Genomic DNA, 16,975 nt, shown 5'->3' with positions numbered 1-16,975 from the left:
CGGGCGCGCAAAGCGGCGCCGCAAACTCAGTGTCGTCCTGACGAAAGCCAGGACTCATTATCCCAAGTCTCAATTGTTGCGCGACGCTGGGGCGATCCCGTTCATCACCGAAATGCGGTGGTAATGGGTCCCGGCTTTCGCCGGGACGACAGCGGAGGGAGTTACTTCGACGCCAGCGGTACGTAGTCGTATTCGCCGACGCCTTGCAGGATCAGGAACGTCAGCGACGTCGTGCCGGCGTTGGTGACGAGGTGAGGGCGGGTCGGGCGGACGGCGTAGACTTCGCCGACCTTCAGGTTCACTTCCTCCTTGGGCTCCTGCAGGAACAGCCGCATCTGGCCCTCCAGCACATAGAAGATGTCGGAGATGTTGCTGTGGGTGTGCCACGGCACCTTCTGGGTCGGCGAGAGCTGCAGCTCCATGATGCGGAAGCCGGGGCGGGCGGCGTGCTGGGCGCGGCGCTCGACTTCGTAGAGATGGCTGGCGTCCTTGACCGGTTGTCCTGGCTTCATGGCGGCCTTCCTGTGGTGTTGTCCCGTCGGGCGGGAAGGCGATGATGCTAGTCCCGTTCTGCCGCGCGCGGAACGGCCGGAATGGTCATGGCGGGCGCGCACGGTGCGTAGGGCGGGGCAGGCGCGGCTGTAACCTGCCCCGCAAGATCTCACTTCATCCCCATGCAGTTCGCATAGAATGTGGTCGTCGCCGGCCAGTCGGAAAACATCGCGCGGACGCCGACCTGTCTTGCCAGCACGTCGAGCACGGTCAACGTGTCGCCGTCGCGGTCGATCGCCGCCTTCACCGACTTGTGGTAGAACGCACCGCCTCGGTTGAGCGGCCCGTCGCGCTCCAGCGACCAGCCGATCAGATCGAGGCCGGCGGCCTTCGCTGCCCTGGCGTAAGCCGACGGGACGATCTCGCCCTTGTCGTTCAGCGCCAGCATCGCGAAGATCGGCGGTCCCAGGATCGCGACGCCGGAGGCCTTCAATTCCTGCATCGACGGCTTCCAGGTCTCCGGCCGGTTCGGATCGAGGCCCGCTTTCTCGTAGCGGTCCTCGAGATAGAGCGCCTGGCTGGCAAAGTCGGGTTCGGTCTTCACCCAATAGAGGATGTCCTTAAGGCTGAAGCTCTGTGGGAACACGTCGCTCGGCGGAATGCCGGCGGCCTTGTAGGCGGCGAGCATCTGGGTCGCATATGTCTCCTGGGTGTAGTCGCCGTCGAACGGCATCGCCACCTCCGGCGCCTTCAGCTCGGGCGTGAATTTTGCGCCGAGACTTTTGATCAAGGCGATGCTCTCGTCATGGCTCATCAGCGTGCCGGAATTGGCGTAGAGGTCGGTGCGCCAGCGCGGCGTGCCGTTCTGGTACTCCTCGGGCGTCCTCGCATCCGGATTGAAGCCGTCCATTTTCGCGGTGAGCCGCTTGAATTCGGCGAGCGTGATGTCGCTGGTGCAGCACTTCGCCGAGGCCTTCCTGCCGGCGGCGGGATCGGCCGGGCTGAAGGGTTGCGTGCATTTTGAAGCGAGATCCGGCACCGTCAGGATGTTGGTCGTGGTGTGCAGGTCGCATTGCGAGTGCCGGCACACCAGCTGGCGGTCCCTGGTGAAGGTGACGTCGCATTCGATCACGCCGGCGCCCATCCGTGCGGCGGCGAGATAGGATTCGCGGCTATGCTCGGGAAATTGCAGCGCGGCGCCGCGATGGCCAATCGAAAAATCGGTCTTGTGGAACGGCCCGGTGCATTGGCTGAGCTGCTGCTTCAGGGGCCCGTCCTTCATCTTGTCGACCAGATAGAACGGGCGCGGCCCGAGCTGCGCCTCGCGCGGCAGCGCGATCTCCCCGGCGGCGACGGGCAGCGCGGCGCCGAGGGCGAGCAGGAACGAGAGCAGGGCGGTGCGGTGACGGGCAAGCATGGGTGATCCCCCTGATCAGGCATTGTCAGCAGGCCGACATATCACGGAGCATATGCCGGCCGCCTGTGCGAAATGAAACCATGGAGGAAAACCAATGCCCGCAGCCTATTTCGTCGTCCGCGCCACCGTCACGGACATCGCCCGGCGTGCCGCCTTCGACGCCTGGTATTCGCGCGAGCATCTGCCGGACGCGATGAAATCGTTCGGCGCCGAGCGCGCCTGGCGATGCTGGAGCCTGAGCGATCCCTCGCTGCACCAGGCGACTTATCAGTTCGCCGACGAGAAGGCGCTCGAGCGCGCGGTGAGCAGCGATCACATGAAGCGGTTGGTCGCCGACTTCAACCGTGACTGGCCGGAGGTGACACGCACGCGCGATCTCCTGGTGCTGGCGGAGGAGGCGACGGCGGCATGATGGTTGCGTGACGTCACGACGTCGACAACGCTCGAGTTCCATGAAACGTGAACGCGCGGTTCAGCGAGCGTTCAGCTCGCGAGGCAAAAACTTACTGCTGCAGTTGGTCCAACTCAGCAACAAAGGGAAACGCTCATGGAACGTCGGGATTTTCTGAAGATGGCCTTCGGTGTCGCCGCCGGAGCCGTCACCTTCGCAGCGACGGCGCAGGCGGCGCCGCTCGCGCCGCTTCCCCTCAACCAGGATGCACGCGCACCAGCGGCTGGCGAAGCGCATCCCGCCGTCACAACGGCCGAGGAGGTCGGCCGCATGAAGCCCGAGCAAGTACGCTGGCATTATCGCCATTGGGGTTGGCGTCACCGGCACTGGCACCGCAGGCATTGGGGCTGGCGTCGCCACCATTGGCGCCGTCATCACTGGCGCCGCTGGTGATATCGACTCCATGACGAAAAGAAAAACCCCGCGCCAGGCGGGGTTTTGTTAGTTCGGAATCTGCCGCGATCAGATCGGGCGGCAACGGCCGTAGCGCCAGACGAAGCCGTACGGGCAGGCGCGGACACGCGGCGCCACCACGACGGGGCGCTCGACCACGACCGGCGGGCGCACGACAACGGCGCCCGGCGCGACGACGACGCCGCGATTCCTGACGCAGCCGCCATAGGGGCCACGGTGCCAGCCGGGGCCGCAGCCACCGGCCGCATCAGCGGCGCTGATGCCGGCGAATGCGGTCGTCAGCAGAACTGCTGCAGCAAAAAGATACTTCATGTCTTCTCCTTTTTTATTTTGGGCCGCGCTGCGGCACCGCAACAAGCTTTCGTCTACCGATTCGCCCGGCCGGATCATTGCAGAAGGCGTGCCCGATGTCGCCGACCATAATGTTGCGGCCTGAATGCGACATGAATGTTGCAGCTCACAGCTGCGTCAGCACGCCGCAAGCCGGCTCAGCATCACTTCGAAATATTTCGCGGACGCCGGGCAGCCGCGCGCTGTTGGCGAGCGTACGAGAATACATCGGAAGGCGAGGCAAACGAGACCGGCGGTTCATCGACGCTTGCCCGAAGGCGCACCGCTACTGGTCTGGGCCGAACAGCGCGGCAAATCGCTTCTCGCCGTTGCGCGAAAAATTGACCACGCGGCTGCCCGGTGCAGCGTCGCGCGCGGCCCATTTCAGTTCTGTGAAGCGGTCCATCATGGCAGCGCCCAGCGTGCCGGCGAGATGATGCCGCCGCTCGCTCCAGTCGAGGCAGGCCTTGCACACCGGCCGGCGCGGATGCGTCAGCGCATCGGCGTCGATCTGCAGCTCCTCGGCCATGAAGCGCTTGCCTTCGCCGGTGAGCTCGATCGCCTGCTTGCTCTGGCGGACCAGCTTCTGCCGCTTCATGCTGTCGAGCATCTGAACGCCGAGATCGCCGGCGAGATGGTCGTAGCAGATGCGGGCGCGGCGCAGCGCCGGATCCTTTGGCCCGGTGCGCACCCGCATATGGCCGGCGCGGGCGGCAATGCCCTGCAGGCCTTCCAGCACGTCGGCGACGTCGGGGTCGGAGAGGCGGTAGTAGCGGTGGCGGCCCTGCTTCTCGGGCTCGATCAGCCCGCCGGCCTCGAGCTTGGAGAGATGCGAGCTCGCCGTCTGCGGCGTGATGCCGGCCTCCTGCGCCAGCTCACTCGCGGTCAGCGCCCGGCCGGTCATCAGCGCGGTCAGCATGTTGCAGCGCGCGGGATCGCCGACCAGAGCGGCGATCCGGGAGATGTCGGGTCCTGCTTTCATAGTTCGATGATAGCCGAAGCATCGAGGTCGGACAAGCCGCTATTGTTCAACGGGCCGTCATTGCGAGGATTGCTTCGCTGACGCTCGCAATAACGGAAACATGACTGGAGGCCATCAATGACCGTCACCGTCTTCATCCGCTACCAGCTCGATCCGTTCAAGCGCGCGATGTTCGAGGAGTATTCGCGGAACTGGCTCTCGATCATCCCGCGCTGCGGCGGCGACCTCATCGGCTACTGGATGCCGCATGAGGGAACCAACAACATCGCCTTTGCGCTGATCTCGTCCGACAGCCTTGCCGCCTATGAGGCCTATCGCGCGCGGCTGCGCCAGGACAAGGAGGGAGTGGCGAACTTCAACTTCGCGGAAGAAAACCGCTTCATCCTCGCCGAGGAACGGACATTTCTCCGCAAGGTCGAGGTATAGTAGGGCCACAACAGCAATGTGCGGGAGGCGCCCATGATCGCAGTGATCTTCGAAGTCTGGCCCAAGCCTGAGCAACGGGATCTCTATTTCGACCTCGCCGCCGAGCTGAAGCCGATCCTGCAGGAGATCGACGGCTTCATCTCGGTCGAGCGGTTCGAGAGCATCACCGAGAAGGGCAAGTTCGTGTCGCTGTCATTCTTTCGCGACGAGGCTGCGGTGGAAGCCTGGCGCAACACGATCGAACATCGCCGTACCCAGGCCAAGGGCCGCGCGCGGATCTTCGAGAACTACCGGCTGCGGGTGGCAAGCGTGATCCGTGATTACGGCCTGAACGAACGCGATCAGGCGCCGAAGGACAGCCGCGCGGCGCATGAGCCGCACTAGCGGGCGGATGCGTGGGTGCCTATCTGTGCGCGGCCAATGACTCCAGGGAGCGACCAATGCCACTGCCAACTGCTGACAAACGCGCCGCCTTCAGGAAGCTGCATGAGAGCGGGTGCTTCATCATTCCGAATCCGTTCGATGTCGGCAGCGCCCGCGCCTTGCAGCATCTCGGCTTCAAGGCGCTGGCGTCGACCAGCGCGGGCTTTGCATGGACCATCGCCAAGGCCGACAACCGCGTCACCGTCGATGACGTCTGCGACCACCTGACCGCACTGTGCGCGGCGGTCGATATTCCCGTCAATGCGGATTTCGAGGGCGGCTTCGCGGTCGAGCCCGACAAGGTCGCCGCCAATGTCGCGCGCGGCGTCAAGACCGGCGTCGCCGGGCTTTCCATTGAGGATTCCACCGGAGACGCCGCCAAGCCGCTGTTCGAGCACAAGCTTGCGGTGGAGCGCATCAAGGCGGCGCGCAAGGCCATCGATGCCGACAACAGCGGTGTGTTGCTCACCGGCCGCTGTGAGGCATTCCTGTGGGGCAAGAAGGACCTCAATCTGGTGATCGAACGGCTGCAGGCCTATTCGGAAGCAGGAGCGGACGTCCTTTATTCGCCGGGCATCGCGACCAAGGAGGAGATTTCCGCGGTTGTGAAGGCGGTGGCGCCAAAGCCGGTCAATCTGTTGATCGGCGGCGCGTCGGAGCTGACGCTGCAATCGGTCGCCGATCTCGGCGTGCGCCGGATCAGCGTCGGCGGAGCGCTTGCGCGGATGGCCTGGACCGGCGTGATGAAGGCGGCCAAGGAGATGGCCGAGAAGGGCACCTTCACGGAATTCGCCAACGGCTATCCCGGCGGCGAGCTCAACAAGATGTTCAAGTAGACTCACACGCAAAAAAGCAGCGGGCCGCCGGGGCCCGCTGCTTCATCGCTCACGATAGCGAGCGGATTACTTGTTCTTGTCGCCGGTCGAGTCGGCCGGCGCCGCCGAGCGGTCGATTTCCTGTCCAGTCGGCTTGTTGGCCGATGGAGAGGCCGGCTGCGCAGGTGCCGCGCCCGTGGTCGTGCCGGGCTGGCTGTTCGGCTTCGGCGTCACGTCGCGCATGCCCGGAGGCGGCGCGGCCGGATTGGCCGGCTGCTGCTGCGCGGTCTGCGCTGACGGCGTGGTACCCGCCTCATGCACCGAGGTATTGTTCAAGCCGTAGAACAACGCACCGAGCACCACGGCCACCGCGACGGCGAACATCGCGATCTTGGTGGTGCTGGCCGGTCCCTCCTGGAGTTCCGGGTCCGGCTGCAGCTCGTTGTCCAGGCTGTTGAAGCGCGCCTGACGGCGCATTTCGTCCTCGGTCAGGTTGGCGCGATACGGATCGTCAGGTTGATGGGCCATTGCAAAGTTCCTCCGTTAGCACCTGAAAGCTAAACGCAGAGGACAATGGCTGGCGCGCGAGGATGTTCCGCGCCAATGTTGCAACCTGTTCATGCAGGAACCGCCGATTCCTCGGGTTCCAACCTGTTTCATGAGGCCTTTTCAATGTGGACCATGCCGCCCACCGATTCGGTGCTGCACTTGCTCTCGTTCATTGCGGTTGCGGCGCAGTCGATGACGGCGGCGCTGGCGGCAGGCAGGCGCAGCATGGATTGGGCCGGCGTCTGCATGCTCGGCGCGATCACCGCGCTCGGCGGCGGCACCATCCGCGACGTTCTGCTCGGACATTATCCGCTGCTCTGGGTCGCGCACCCGATCTACCTTGCGGTCGCGGCGGCGGGCGCCTTCGCCACCATCCTCCTGGCGCGGCTCGTGCACCGGCTCAACCTCGCATTCCTGGTGCTCGATGCGATCGGACTTGTGGTGTTCACCATGGCCGGTTGCGACGTGGCCTCACAAGTCGACGTCCCGCTGCCGATCGTGATCGTCGCCGGCATGATCACCGGCTGCGCCGGCGGCGTGCTGCGCGACATCCTCTGCAACGAGGTGCCGTTGTTGTTTCGCAGCGAGCTCTACGCCAGCGTCTCCGTGGTGACGGGACTGTTCTATGTGACCGGCTCCGGGCTGCAGGTGAACACCCAGCTCTGGACCGCGCTGACCTTCGCACTCGGGCTGACGTTCCGCATGCTTGCGATCCGCTACCGATGGGAGATGCCGAAATTCGTGTTCAGCGACGAGGAGCGCTGAACGGCTATTTCGCCGTCCGCGCCTTGGCGACCTCGTCCGCGGTGACGGCCGGCGCCGCGTTGCCCCAGGCATTGCGGATGTAGGTCGCAACGTCCGCGACCTCCTGGTCGGTGAGCTTGGGATAGGCCGGCATCGAGCCGCCGTTCGGGGCGCGCAGCGTGGTCACGGTCTGTGCGCCGTCGAGGATGATGCGCAGCGTGCTTGCTGGATTGGCCGATTGCAGATTGGCGTTGCCGGGCAGCGGCGGATAGATCCGCGGCGCGCCGGAGCCGTCGAGCTCATGGCAGGCGATGCAGGCCCCGCGGTAGATGCGTTCGCCATTGCTCATCTGCGCCGGCGAGGGCGGGGTGACCTCCGGCTCCGGCGCGCCGGCGGGCAGGCCCTTCAGATAGACCGCAATGGCGCGCACGTCGGCGTCGCGCATCTTCGAGGTCGAATTGAGCACCACCTCGGACATCAGGGGGCCGGCATGGCTGTGCACGTTGCGGCCGCTCTGCAGATATTCGGCGATGTCAGCGACGCTCCATGATTTCAGCCCGCTGCGCGCGGCGCCATCGAGCCTTGGCGCGAACATGCCTTGCACCGTGCTGCCACTGAGCGCCTGGTCACGCCTGTCGGCGCCGAAGGCGTTCTTGGGCGTGTGGCAGGCGCCGCAATGGGCGAGGGCCTCGACGAGATAGCGTCCGCGATTCCATTCCGTACCCTTGCCCTGGTCCGGCTGGATGATGCCCGGCGTGAAGAACAGCGCGTTCCAGGCCCGCATCAGCACGCGGTAGTTCAACGGCCAGCGCAGCTCCGGCGGTGGCGCCTTGTCGTTGACCGGCGCCAGCGTCGCGAGATAGGCACGGATCGCCAGGATGTCGCCGCGGATCAGCTTCGTGAAGTACGGGTAGGGGAAGGCGGGATAATAATGCGCGCCGCTCGGCGCGACGCCCCTCCGCAGCGCGCGCAGGAAATCGTCGTCGCTCCAGCCGCCGATGCCGGTATCGCGGTCGGGGGTGAGGTTCGGCGAGAACACCGCACCGAACGGCGTGTCGATCCGCTTCCCCCCGGCAAAAGGCTTTGCCGGATCGGCCGTGTGGCAGCTGGCGCAGTCGCCGGCGATCGTGAGCGCCTTGCCGCGGGCGATGACGTCGTCGGTCGGCGCGGCGGCACATTCGCGGGTCGCGAGCGCGCCGCACAACAGCGCTGCAACCAGAATCGCACCCGTCGTTCGAAATCGTCGCCGCATCCGATCACCTTCCGGTCCACAAGACGCGTCACGCCATTTCGCCACGGGCCTGTCCTGCGACAGAAACCGAAACGGCCCTGCAATATTCCCGGCACGAAATTGCGATTTTTGAGCGACGGGCCTGGTCGCCCAGAATTGTGCTGCGCGGGCCGGAAAATCCGACATAGACTGGTTCTAACAAGCTCGGATGACTAGCTAAAAGCAGTCGTCGCGACCAGCGAAAAGAGGGCTAAATGGGAATCAACCAAGGGCCTATCAGCCTCGACCAGAAATACACCCAGGACACCGGCCACGTTTTCATGACCGGCATCCAGGCGCTGGTCCGCCTGCCGATGGCGCAGATCAGGCGCGACCGCGCCGTGGGCCTCAACACGGCAGGCTTCATCTCCGGCTATCGCGGTTCCCCCCTCGGCGGCTACGACCAGCAGCTGTTCGCCGCCCGCAAGCATCTCGAGCAGTACAACATTAAATTCCAGCCCGGCGTGAACGAGGACCTCGCGGCCACCGCGATCTGGGGCTCGCAGCAGCTCGCCCTGTCGCCGGGCGCCAAATATGATGGCGCGGTCGGCATCTGGTACGGCAAGGGCCCCGGCGTCGACCGCTGCGGCGACGTGTTCCGCCACGGCAATGCGGCCGGCTCCGCCAAGCATGGCGGCGTACTCTGCCTTGCCGGCGACGACCATGGCGCGAAATCCTCCACCGTCCCGCATCAGTCCGACCACGCCTTCATCTCCGCGCTGATGCCCTACCTCTACCCCTCCAGCATCCACGAAATGATCGAGATGGGCCTCCTGGGTATCGCGATGTCGCGCTACTCTGGCTGCTGGGTCGGCATGAAGGTGATCACCGAGACGGTCGAGACGACCGCCGAGATCGACCTCACCGACGAGATGACGCCGTTCGTGATCCCGACCGATTTCGAATTGCCGCCGGGCGGCCTCAACATCCGCTGGCCCGACGACCGCTTCGAGCAGGACCGCCGGTTGCAGGACTACAAGGGCTTTGCCGCGATCGCCTTCGCCCGCGCCAACAAGGTCAACCGCATCACGATGGATTCGCCGAACGCGCGCTACGGCATCATGGCCTCGGGCAAGAGCTACGAGGACATCCGCCAGGCGTTGCGCGAGCTCGGCATCACGCCCGAGATCGCCGCCAAGATCGGCATCCGCCTCTACAAGATCGGCATGCCCTGGCCGCTGGAGCCGGAAGGCGTGCGCAACTTCGCCGTCGGCCTCGAGGAGATCTTCATTGTCGAGGAGCGCCGCGAGATCGTCGAGAACCAGGTCAAGCAGGAGCTGTTCAACTGGCGCGACGACGTGCGTCCGCGCATCGTCGGCAAGATGGACGATCACGACAAGCGCTTCCTGACCTTCGCCGCCGAGCTCAGCGTGGCCTCGCTTGCGAGCTCGCTCACCGAACGGCTGCTTCGACTTAATCTCAATCCTGAAATCGCCGAGATGCTGCGCGCCAAGGCCGACTGGTTCAACGGCCGTCAGTCGACGCAGATGCAGGCAACCGCGCCTGTCAGCCGCACGCCGTATTTCTGCTCGGGCTGCCCGCACAACACCTCGACCAAGGTGCCGGAAGGCAGCCGCGCGCTGGCCGGCATCGGCTGCCACTTCATGGCGCTCTGGATGAACCGCTCGACCGAAACCTTCACCCATATGGGTGGCGAGGGCGTGCCGTGGGTCGGCATCGCGCCGTTCACCAACGAGAACCACGTCTTCGCCAATCTCGGCGACGGCACCTATTTCCACTCCGGCATTCTCGCAATCCGCCAGTCGATCGCTTCCAAGGCCAACATCACCTACAAGATCCTCTACAACGACGCGGTCGCCATGACCGGCGGCCAGCGCCACGACGGCGATCTCTCGCCGCAGCAGATCACCTTCCAGCTCCATGCCGAAGGCATCCGCGAGATCTATCTGGTCTCGGAGAATCCGGACGCCTATCCGGCCGATACGATCGCGCCCGGCGTCAAGCTGTATCACCGCGACGAGCTCGAGAACGTCCAGAAGATGTGCCGCGACACCAAGGGCACGTCGGCGATCGTGTTCGTGCAGACCTGCGCCGCCGAAAAACGTCGTCGCCGCAAGCGCGGCCTGATGGAGGATCCGCAGCGCCGCGTGCTGATCAATCCCGCGGTCTGCGAAGGCTGCGGCGACTGCTCGGTGCAGTCGAACTGCATCTCGGTCGAGCCGCTGGAGACGGAGCTCGGGCGCAAGCGCACCATCAACCAGTCGACCTGCAACAAGGATTATTCCTGCGTGAAGGGCTTTTGCCCGTCCTTCGTCACGGTCGACGGCGGCAAGCTCAGGCGGCGCGCGCCGCCCGAGCTCGGCAGCATCGATAATCTGCCGGAGCCGGCCTCCAAGCCCGCGCTCGACCGGCCCTACAACATCGCGGTCGGCGGCGTCGGCGGCACCGGCGTGCTGACGATCGGCGCGCTGCTCGGCATGGCCGCCCATATCGAGGGCAAGGCCTCGATGATCCTCGACATGTCGGGTCTCGCGCAGAAGGGCGGCGCGGTGCTGAGCCACGTCCGGCTCTCCGAGCACACCGCCGACGTGACCTGTTCGCGCATCGTGACCGGAACGGCCGATCTGGTGCTTGCGGCCGACGAGGTCGTGGCGGCGTCGAAGGACACCATCACGCTGTGCGATGCGAGCCGCACCGTCGGCATCATCAACAGCCACGTGATCCCGACCGCGGACTTTATCCTGAACCGCGACTTCAACTTCCAGAGCCGCAAGGTCAACAGCGTGCTGGAGACCGAGCTGCGCAAGGACTCCGCGTTCTTCGACTTCACCAAGCCGGCCGAAGCGCTGCTCGGTGACTCCATCGCCACCAACATCATGATGATGGGCTTTGCCTATCAGCGCGGGTTGCTGCCGCTGTCGGCGGAGGCGATTCTGCAGGCGATCGAAGTCAACGGCGTCTCGATCAAGATGAACACCCAGGCGTTCCAGCTCGGGCGCCTGGCCGCCGCCGATCCGGCACGGCTGAGCGGCATGATGAAGGGCGACGACGAAATCGCGCCACCGAAATCGCTGGATGCGATGTCGCTGGACGAGATCATCACCCATCGCATGGCGTTCCTGACCGACTACCAGAATGCACGTCTGGCAAAGCGCTATCGCAAGCTGGTCGACCAGGTGCGCGACGCCGCCACCAAGGGCGGCTATGGCGAGGCGCTGCCGCGCGCGGTCGCGATCAACTACGCAAAGCTGCTCGCCTACAAGGACGAGTATGAGGTGGCGCGGCTGTTCACCGACGGCCGTTTCGAGAAGCAGCTGCGCGATCAGTTTGAGGGCGAGTTCAAGTTCAACTTCAATCTGGCGCCGCCGATCCTCGGCGGCGGGCTCGACGCGCAGGGCCGGCCGAAAAAGCGCGCCTTCGGTTCGTGGATGATGTCGGCCTTCAGGGTGCTGGCGAGATTCCGCTTTCTGCGCGGCACGCCGCTCGACATCTTCGGCTACAACGCCGACCGCAAGCTGGAGCGCGATCTGATCGCGGGCTACGAGAAGGATGTCGCGACCGTGCTCGGCCTGCTGTCGCCGCTCAATCACGACATCGCGGTCGAATTGCTGGCGCTGCCCGATCGCATCCGCGGCTACGGTCCGGTGAAGGACAAGGCGATCAAGGAGGCGAAGGTTCGCTACGCGCAACTCGCCGCCGACCTCGCCAACCCGCCGTCCGCGCCGCGGCAGATGGCGGCGGAGTAGTGTAGCCACACACGCGGTGTCGTCCCGGCGAAAGCCGGGACCCATAACCACCGCACTTTGTCGTAGCGCGACGCTGGGGCCACGGCTCACTCTCACCACACAATCCTGTGGTTATGGGTCCCGGCTTTCGCCGGGACGACACCTGGTGTTTTGGCAGCGCGTACCGTGCCTACGCACAGTCTCGCCTGACGGAATATTTCCGCGCTTGCCAAGGTCGCGTCGTCGGTTCAGAAAAACGCTCGAGCGAAGAAACGCCAGCGGAGAGCGATTTGACCATCAAGGGCAAGGCCTACATTGCCGGGATCTACGAACATCCCACCCGGCACGCACCCGATAAATCAACAGCACAGCTGCACGCCGAGGTCGCCAAGGGCGCGATCGAGGACGCCGGGCTCACGAAGGACGACATCGACGGCTATTTCTGCGCCGGCGACGCGCCGGGCGGGCTGTGGCCGATGGTCGATTATCTCGGCCTCAACACCAAGAAGCTGCGTCATGTCGACTCCACCGAGACCGGTGGCTGTTCCTATCTGATCCATCTCGGCCACGCCGCCGAGGCGATCGCCGCGGGCAAATGCTCGGTCGGGCTGGTCACGCTGGCGGGCAAACCGCGCACCGGCCCGATGCCGCCGCGCGCCTCGGGCGCCGAGGCCGATTTCGAATCCGCCTACGGGGCTACCACGCACAATGCCTATGGCATGTGTGCCATGCGTCATATGCACGACTACGGCACCACCTCCGAGCAGCTCGCCTGGATCAAGGTCGCGGCCTCGCATCATGCGCAATACAATCCGCATGCGATGCTGAAAGAGGTCGTCACCGTCGAGGACGTGCTGAACTCGCCGATGATCTCCGATCCGCTGCATCGGATGGATTGCTGCGTCGTCACCGACGGCGGCGGCGCGATGATCGTCACGACGCCCGAGATCGCCAAGAGCCTGAAGAAGCCGCTGGTGCGCCTGATCGGCCATGGCGAGGCGATGAAGGGCCCGCGCGGCGGCAAGGATCTCGATCTGACCTACTCCGCCGGCGTGTGGTCCGGTCCGCGTGCCTTCGAGGAAGCGGGCGTGACGCCGAAGGACATCAAATACGCCTCGATCTATGACAGCTTCACCATCACGGTGCTGATGCAGCTCGAGGACCTCGGCTTCTGCAAGAAGGGCGAGGGCGGCAAGTTCGTCGCCGACGGCAATCTGATCTCGGGCGTCGGCAAGCTGCCGTTCAACACCGACGGCGGCGGTCTGTGCAGTAACCATCCCGTCAATCGCGGCGGTATGACGAAAATCCTCGAGGCTGTGCGCCAGTTGCGCGGCGAGGCGCATCCGAAGGTGCAGGTGAAGAACTGCGACCTCGCGATCGCCCACGGCACCGGCGGTCTGCTCGGCGTTCGCCACGCCGCCTCAACCTGCATTCTGGAGCGTGCGTGATGTCTGAAGCGAAGAAGTACAATGCCCCGGTGACCAACCCGGAGACCGCGCCGTTCTGGGAGGCGGCGAAGGCGGGCAAGTTCATGATCAAGCGCTGTAACACCTGCGGCGAAGCGCACTACTTCCCGCGCGCGATCTGCCCGTTCTGCTTCTCGGACAAGACGGTGTGGGAAGAGTCGAGCGGCGAGGCCACGGTCTACACCTACAGCCTGATGCGGAAGTCGCCGACCGGTCCCTATGCGATCGCCTATGTGACGCTGAAGGAAGGTCCGTCGCTGCAGACCAACATCGTCGATTGCGATCTGGAGCAGGTGAAGATCGGCCAGAAGGTGAAGGTGGTGTGGAAGCCGACCGACGGCGCCCCGCTGCCGTTCTTCACGCCGGCCTGATTTTACCCTCTCCCCTTGTGGGAGAGGGTGCCTTCGCTGAAAGCGAAGGCGGGTGAGGGGTCTCTCTCCGCGTAGAGAATCTCTCTGTGGCGCGAACCCCTCACCGAAACGAGTTTGAGACGACTGCCGGTGCTGCCCTCTCCCACAAGGGGAGAGGGCGCAGTAATGGGCACCGTGCCGTTAAGAATACATTCGGGGAGAAAACAACAATGCCGATCGTGTACGAACAGCTGATGGCCCTGAAGAATCTCGGCCAGAAATACAGCTACGCCGACCGCGACGTGATGCTCTATGCCTATGGCATCGGCCTGGGTGCCGATCCGATGGACGAGAACGAGCTCGCTTTCGTCAATGAGGGCGTGCTGACGCCGCGCCCGCTCAAGGTGGTGCCGACGTTTGCCTCGGTCGCGGCCTGGGGCGCCGGTCCCGGCGAGATGAATCTTAACCGCGTCATGGTGGTCGACGGCGAGCGCGACATCACCTTCCACAAGCCGTTCGCGACCGCCGCGCACATCACGGCCGACTCGACCGTGCTCGACGTGTTCGACAAGGGCAAAGACAAGGGCGCGGTGATCCGCCACCAGACCGTGCTGAAGGACGAGAAGGGCGACAAGCTCGCCACGCTGGTCGCCTCGCGCTTCGCCCGCGGCGATGGCGGCTTCGGCGGCCCGTCCGACGGCCAGCCCGAGCCGCACAAGGTGCCGGAGCGCGCGCCGGACAAGGTCGTCGACATCACGACGCGGCCGGACCAGGCGCTGGTCTATCGGTTGTGCGGTGACCGCAACCCGCTGCATTCCGATCCGGAGTTCGCCAGGAAGGCCGGCTTCCCGCGGCCGATCCTGCACGGCATGTGCACCTACGGCATCACCTGCCGCGGCGTGCTGCAGACCTATGCCGACTACGATCCGTCCGCCTTCAAGCAGCACGTGGCGCGGTTCTCCTCGCCGGTGTTCCCCGGTGAGACCGTGACCATGGAGCTGTGGAAGGACGGCAATGTGGTGTCGTTCGAGGCCAAGGTGAAGTCGCGCGGCGTCACCGTGATCAAGAGCGGCAAGACGGTGCTGGCGTAGCTTTCCGTCATTCCGGGATGGTCCGAAGGACCAGACCGCAGGTGCGCAATTGCGCACCGGGGAATCTCGAGATTCCGGGTTCGCGCTGCGCGCACCCCGGAATGACGGCAATCAAGAACAAAACGGAGAAAACAACCATGGGATTACTCGACGGCAAGGTGGCGCTGATCACGGGCGCCGGCGGCGGGCTTGGTGAAGCCTATGCGAAGCTGTTTGCGCGCGAGGGCGCGGCCGTGGTGGTCAACGATCTCGGCGGCCCGCGCGACGGCTCGGGCTCCGACAAGTCGATGGTCGACAAGGTGGTCGACGCGATCAAGGCCGAGGGCGGCCGCGCCGTCGCCAACGGTGCCGACATCTCGACCTTGGCCGGCGGCCAGTCGGTGTTCGACGACGCCATCAAGCATTTCGGCCGCGCCGACATCCTGGTCAACAATGCCGGCATCTTGCTCGACGAGACCTTCCACAAGGCCAAGGAAGCGAACTGGGACAAGGTGATGAAGGTGCATCTGAAGGGCACCTTCTGCTGCACCCAGCCGGTGTTCAAATGGATGCGTGACAATGGCGGCGGCGTCATCGTCAACACGTCCTCGACCTCGGGCCTGATCGGCAATTTCGGCCAGACCAACTACGGCGCCGCCAAGGGCGGCATCTGGGGCCTGTCCAACGTGCTGGCGATTGAGGGCCGCAAGTACAACATCCGGATCTGGACCCTGGCGCCGGGCGCGCTGACCCGCATGACCGCGGACCTGCCGCGTTACAAAGAGAACCCGGGTGCGGCGCTCGGCCCGGACGGCATCGCGCCGGCCGTGCTCTATATGGTCAGCGACCTGTCCGGCGACCAGACGGGCAAGGTGCTTGGCGTCTCCGGCCCGCGCGGCGTCCGCGAGATGCGGATGATGGAAATGGAGGGCTGGACGCCGCCGTTCACGGGATGGAAGGCGGAGGACATCGTCACCCACGCCAAGGAGATCTTCTTCTCCGAGGAGGAGATCAAGAAGTCGGCGCGGCGGTTCAAGTAAGGATTGGCACCCGCGACCGCGGGACGGCTTCCCGATGCGCAATGGCGCATCGGGAAATGACGCTGTATAGAGGGCGAAACAAACGAGGCACCCATGACCAAACTCACCGCCCAGGCCGCAGGAACCTTTGCGATCGCGCCGACCCCGTTCCACGACGACGGCCGCATCGACGAGGCATCGATCGACCGGCTGACCGATTTCTACACCGAGGTCGGCTGCGACGGCGTCACCGTGCTCGGCATCCTGGGCGAGGCGCCGAAGCTCGACGCCGCGGAGGCCGAGCAGGTCGCGCTGCGCTTCGTCAAGCGCGCCAAGAAGCTCCAGGTCATCGTCGGTGTCTCGGCGCCGGGCTTTGCCACGATGCGCTCGCTGGCGAAGAAGTCGATGGATGCGGGCGCCGCCGGCGTCATGATCGCGCCGCCGCCGCATCTGCGTACCGACGACCAGATCATCGGCTATTTCAAGCAGGCGCAGGAAGCGATCGGCGACGATATTCCCTGGGTGCTGCAGGACTATCCGCTGACGCTGACCGTCGTGTTCACGCCGGCCGTGATCCGCAAGATCGTGATGGATTCGCCGTCCTGCGTGATGCTCAAGCACGAGGACTGGCCGGGCCTGGAGAAGATTTCGACCTTGCGCAACTTCCAGAAGGACGGCTCGCTGCGGCCGCTGTCGATCCTGGTCGGCAATGGCGGCCTTTTCCTCGATTTCGAGATGGAGCGCGGCGCCGATGGTGCAATGACCGGCTATGCCTTCCCCGAGCTGCTGATCGATGTAGTCAACCTGTCCAAGGCCGGCAAGCGTGATGCCGCGCATGATCTGTTCGACGCGCATCTGCCGCTGATCCGCTACGAGCAGCAGCCCGGCGTCGGTCTCACCGTGCGCAAATACGTGCTGCAGAAGCGCGGCATCATCTCCTCCAGCGCCCAGCGCAAGCCCGGAGCCGTCATCACGCCGCAGGCAAGGGCGGAGGTCGACTATCTCTTGTCCCGTGTGGCGCGCGTCGACCGTCGCGCCAATCTGCAACCGCAATCCAGTGCAGCAGGCTAA

At 65.0% G+C, this 16,975-nt stretch carries 19 protein-coding genes; 13 read left to right on the top strand and 6 right to left on the bottom strand.

The window, feature by feature from the left end:
- Nucleotides 1-161: 161 nt before the first annotated feature.
- Together ACZBJS_RS01460 and ACZBJS_RS01455 are read right to left on the bottom strand one after the other, a co-directional pair.
- Nucleotides 162-512, bottom strand: a complete 351-nt coding sequence (locus ACZBJS_RS01460; RefSeq protein WP_316396728.1) for a cupin domain-containing protein — start codon at nt 510-512, stop codon at nt 162-164.
- A 149-nt stretch (nt 513-661) separates the two neighbouring features.
- Complete coding sequence (locus tag ACZBJS_RS01455; protein WP_057015960.1) at nt 662-1,909, bottom strand: glycerophosphodiester phosphodiesterase family protein; 1,248 nt, start codon at nt 1,907-1,909, stop codon at nt 662-664.
- 94 nt (nt 1,910-2,003) lie between these two features.
- Between ACZBJS_RS01455 and ACZBJS_RS01450 the strand changes: the two genes are divergently transcribed.
- Entirely contained in the window at nt 2,004-2,321 is a 318-nt protein-coding gene (locus tag ACZBJS_RS01450; RefSeq protein WP_057015961.1) for a hypothetical protein, read from the top strand.
- 135 nt (nt 2,322-2,456) lie between these two features.
- Nucleotides 2,457-2,753: a twin-arginine translocation signal domain-containing protein gene (locus tag ACZBJS_RS01445; protein WP_076831329.1), complete on the top strand. Its 297-nt coding sequence runs from the start codon at nt 2,457-2,459 to the stop codon at nt 2,751-2,753.
- 69 nt (nt 2,754-2,822) lie between these two features.
- On the opposite strand, the gene ACZBJS_RS01440 is transcribed toward ACZBJS_RS01445, so the two are convergent.
- On the bottom strand, nt 2,823-3,086 hold the full coding sequence (locus ACZBJS_RS01440) for a GCG_CRPN prefix-to-repeats domain-containing protein (RefSeq protein ID WP_076831326.1): 264 nt from the start codon (nt 3,084-3,086) through the stop codon (nt 2,823-2,825).
- Here ACZBJS_RS01440 and ACZBJS_RS01435 point away from each other — a divergent pair.
- Nucleotides 3,085-3,210, top strand: coding sequence for a hypothetical protein (locus ACZBJS_RS01435; protein WP_256520351.1), 126 nt, complete (start codon nt 3,085-3,087; stop codon nt 3,208-3,210). The two genes, ACZBJS_RS01440 and ACZBJS_RS01435, sit on opposite strands and share 2 nt — an antisense overlap.
- 180 nt (nt 3,211-3,390) lie before the next feature.
- Here ACZBJS_RS01435 and ACZBJS_RS01430 read toward each other — a convergent pair whose 3' ends face one another.
- Nucleotides 3,391-4,086 (bottom strand): ArsR/SmtB family transcription factor, encoded by a 696-nt coding sequence (locus ACZBJS_RS01430; protein WP_026192884.1) that lies wholly within the window; start codon nt 4,084-4,086, stop codon nt 3,391-3,393.
- 117 nt (nt 4,087-4,203) lie between these two features.
- On the opposite strand from ACZBJS_RS01430, the gene ACZBJS_RS01425 reads away from it, so the two are divergent.
- Genes ACZBJS_RS01425 through ACZBJS_RS01415 form a run of 3 tightly spaced genes read left to right on the top strand, consistent with a single transcriptional unit; the run spans nt 4,204 to nt 5,771 of the window.
- On the top strand, nt 4,204-4,512 hold the full coding sequence (locus ACZBJS_RS01425; RefSeq protein ID WP_316396734.1) for an NIPSNAP family protein: 309 nt from the start codon (nt 4,204-4,206) through the stop codon (nt 4,510-4,512).
- 33 nt (nt 4,513-4,545) lie between these two features.
- Nucleotides 4,546-4,896, top strand: a complete 351-nt coding sequence (locus ACZBJS_RS01420; protein WP_028338223.1) for an antibiotic biosynthesis monooxygenase family protein — start codon at nt 4,546-4,548, stop codon at nt 4,894-4,896.
- 56 nt (nt 4,897-4,952) lie between these two features.
- Nucleotides 4,953-5,771 (top strand): isocitrate lyase/PEP mutase family protein, encoded by an 819-nt coding sequence (locus ACZBJS_RS01415; protein ID WP_316396737.1) that lies wholly within the window; start codon nt 4,953-4,955, stop codon nt 5,769-5,771.
- Nucleotides 5,772-5,837: 66 nt separating this feature from the next.
- Here the strand turns inward: ACZBJS_RS01415 and ACZBJS_RS01410 are convergent, their stop codons facing one another.
- Nucleotides 5,838-6,278: a hypothetical protein gene (locus ACZBJS_RS01410; protein ID WP_057015965.1), complete on the bottom strand. Its 441-nt coding sequence runs from the start codon at nt 6,276-6,278 to the stop codon at nt 5,838-5,840.
- A 144-nt stretch (nt 6,279-6,422) separates the two neighbouring features.
- Here ACZBJS_RS01410 and ACZBJS_RS01405 point away from each other — a divergent pair, with 144 nt between their 5' ends.
- Nucleotides 6,423-7,064, top strand: a complete 642-nt coding sequence (locus tag ACZBJS_RS01405; RefSeq protein WP_076831320.1) for a trimeric intracellular cation channel family protein — start codon at nt 6,423-6,425, stop codon at nt 7,062-7,064.
- A gap of 4 nt (nt 7,065-7,068) precedes the next feature.
- On the opposite strand, the gene ACZBJS_RS01400 is transcribed toward ACZBJS_RS01405, so the two are convergent.
- The gene (locus tag ACZBJS_RS01400; RefSeq protein WP_316396740.1) at nt 7,069-8,295 is read right to left on the bottom strand and encodes a c-type cytochrome; all 1,227 of its coding nucleotides are present in this window, start codon (nt 8,293-8,295) and stop codon (nt 7,069-7,071) included.
- A 233-nt stretch (nt 8,296-8,528) separates the two neighbouring features.
- Between ACZBJS_RS01400 and ACZBJS_RS01395 the strand changes: the two genes are divergently transcribed.
- The 6 genes from ACZBJS_RS01395 to ACZBJS_RS01370 all read left to right on the top strand — a co-directional run bounded on the left by ACZBJS_RS01395 (nt 8,529) and on the right by ACZBJS_RS01370 (nt 16,975).
- Nucleotides 8,529-12,020, top strand: coding sequence for an indolepyruvate ferredoxin oxidoreductase family protein (locus ACZBJS_RS01395; protein ID WP_463438283.1), 3,492 nt, complete (start codon nt 8,529-8,531; stop codon nt 12,018-12,020).
- Nucleotides 12,021-12,289: 269 nt separating this feature from the next.
- Nucleotides 12,290-13,447 (top strand): thiolase domain-containing protein, encoded by a 1,158-nt coding sequence (locus ACZBJS_RS01390; protein WP_076831315.1) that lies wholly within the window; start codon nt 12,290-12,292, stop codon nt 13,445-13,447.
- A complete protein-coding gene (locus ACZBJS_RS01385; RefSeq protein ID WP_028337616.1) occupies nt 13,447-13,836 on the top strand; it encodes a Zn-ribbon domain-containing OB-fold protein in 390 nt (129 codons plus the stop codon). Before ACZBJS_RS01390 ends, ACZBJS_RS01385 begins: the two co-directional genes overlap by 1 nt.
- Before the next feature lie 209 nt (nt 13,837-14,045).
- Nucleotides 14,046-14,906, top strand: coding sequence for a MaoC family dehydratase (locus ACZBJS_RS01380; protein ID WP_463438282.1), 861 nt, complete (start codon nt 14,046-14,048; stop codon nt 14,904-14,906).
- Between the two features lie 137 nt (nt 14,907-15,043).
- Entirely contained in the window at nt 15,044-15,925 is an 882-nt protein-coding gene (locus ACZBJS_RS01375; protein WP_463438281.1) for an SDR family oxidoreductase, read from the top strand.
- Nucleotides 15,926-16,018: 93 nt separating this feature from the next.
- Nucleotides 16,019-16,975: a dihydrodipicolinate synthase family protein gene (locus tag ACZBJS_RS01370; protein WP_141340969.1), complete on the top strand. Its 957-nt coding sequence runs from the start codon at nt 16,019-16,021 to the stop codon at nt 16,973-16,975.

Source organism: Bradyrhizobium sp. KZN70725, from assembly GCF_055264925.1.
The sequence above is the reverse complement of the archived record's forward strand: the minus strand, read 5'-3'. Positions and strand labels throughout refer to the sequence as shown.